General features: G+C 32.2%; 1 protein-coding gene. It reads right to left on the reverse strand.

The annotated features are described in order from the left end of the window. Window positions 1-250 precede the first annotated feature (250 nt). Window positions 251-1,180: a hypothetical protein gene (locus L2567_RS20895; RefSeq protein ID WP_235299812.1), complete on the reverse strand. Its 930-nt coding sequence runs from the start codon at window positions 1,178-1,180 to the stop codon at window positions 251-253. Between the last annotated feature and the right edge of the window lie 186 nt (window positions 1,181-1,366).

The following is a 1,366-nucleotide window of genomic DNA, read 5'->3' on the forward strand; positions in this document are numbered from 1 at the left end:
ATATCTATCAGAGGATATGTTTTATACCATTTAGAAGCGTTTTGAGAATTTACATTGTAACTGAAAAATAAAATTGTAAGTATCTTAATCAATAGTGTTTTCATTGTTTTTATTTTTTACTGCTAACGGTTCAGCCGCATGCTCCGTTTCGAGGAACGAGAAATGGAGTCATCGCGGCATGTTAGTTGCAGTTCCGAATTTAGAATTAGTTATCCATAATTCTTATAATCCATCTCTAAAATCTTTATTTTTAGTGCATTAAATACCAGAATAAAGCACCATAGAACATAAATACACCTTCATAGTTAGTTTGGGCAAACAAAGGCGCTATTGCGTTGAGTGTGGTATTTATGGTTTTCGTTTTTAGATCTAGATAAAGATATTGGGATATTCCTAATCCTTGGGAATATTGGCTTATTGTTTCACTTAATTCCATTATAGGCAAATCCATTTCGGTTAATAAACTGTCTAAATTGCTAACTTGTATGCTGATGTTGTTCAGAGGATTATTTGAGAAATTTATTTTACTTCTTTTCCCATTTCTATAACTAATGATTTTTGACACTAATTCTTTAGGGAATTCTTCCCAACTGTGTCTAGTGTTCAAAGCCCTCGCATATGCAATAGATGGATCATTCAGATTTATTGAGTTGAAATTATTATTGAATGGAATATATACTTCGTTCTTTGCACTAGTATCACTAGGTGTAAAAACAGAAAGTCCATTAATTTTGTTTTGGATTGTAAAAGTTGAAGTATCTACATGCCATTCTTGATGAATTTGGATATTAATCATCGAGTCAAAATCAATTCTTCTTATAGTATCAAAATGATCAGGGTTATAGTAGCATTTCCAATAAAGTGTTTTATGAACTAAAGTTTGACTTAAGGTGTCACCGCCTTTGCCTTTTTGTGCTATTAGTGTACCGTCAATTAGTTTGTTTACAATGAAATTTAAGATAACATTCTCGTAATCTTGTAACTGTATATTATCAAGCTTAACAAGGGTTGCTGAATTGACTGATTCATTTTCGTTCTCAATTTTTGAGTAATATTCATGATATATCCTATCATCCCAGCCAATATTAATATCGAGACTTGTTTCAAAGTGAATTTGTCCGTCAATGTTGACCAGGAATATAATGGCGAAAAAAGAAATGAGAAGTCCTTTGTTTATCATGCATTAAGGACGCTTCTTTTGACCACAATATTGTGAATATAGAAATCATTGAATTGCAACTAACGGTTCAGCCATAAGATGAGGAACGACGATAGGAAGTTCTTCATTCTTCATGGCCTGTTATCTCTCGGATTTTCTCTTGGCTAAGAATTCTTTTGGACTCATTACTGGTATTGTTGAATGTTT

This window comes from Portibacter marinus (assembly GCF_021533195.1).
Taxonomy (GTDB): Bacteria; Bacteroidota; Bacteroidia; order Chitinophagales; family Saprospiraceae; genus Portibacter; species Portibacter marinus.